The organism is Halomonas sp. ND22Bw (genome assembly GCF_003011945.1).
GTDB classification, from domain to species: domain Bacteria; phylum Pseudomonadota; class Gammaproteobacteria; order Pseudomonadales; family Halomonadaceae; genus Halomonas; species Halomonas halophila.
The window spans coordinates 1-241 of sequence record NZ_PXWD01001641.1; the positions used below are offsets into that span (position 1 = coordinate 1).

At 68.5% G+C, this 241-nt stretch carries 1 protein-coding gene; it reads left to right on the plus strand.

All coding sequences use genetic code 11. The features are described from left to right. Window positions 1-241 (plus strand): efflux RND transporter permease subunit (locus CVH10_RS23835; protein ID WP_146143375.1); only part of this gene is annotated, 241 nt, incomplete at both ends.

Sequence of the window (241 nt, forward strand, 5' to 3'; positions counted from 1 at the left end):
CCTGGCGGTGGGCGGGGCCGTGGAGGAGAGCGCCAAGGGGCAGGGACCGATCGCGGCGGTGGCGCCGGTGATGCTGCTCACCATGGCGATGTTCCTGATGATCCAGCTCCAGAGCTTCCAGAAGCTCTTCCTGGTGGCGAGCGTGGCGCCCCTCGGAATCATCGGCGTCGCCATCGCGCTGCTCGCCTTCAACAAGCCGATGGGCTTCGTGGCGATCCTGGGCGTGCTGGCGCTGATCGGC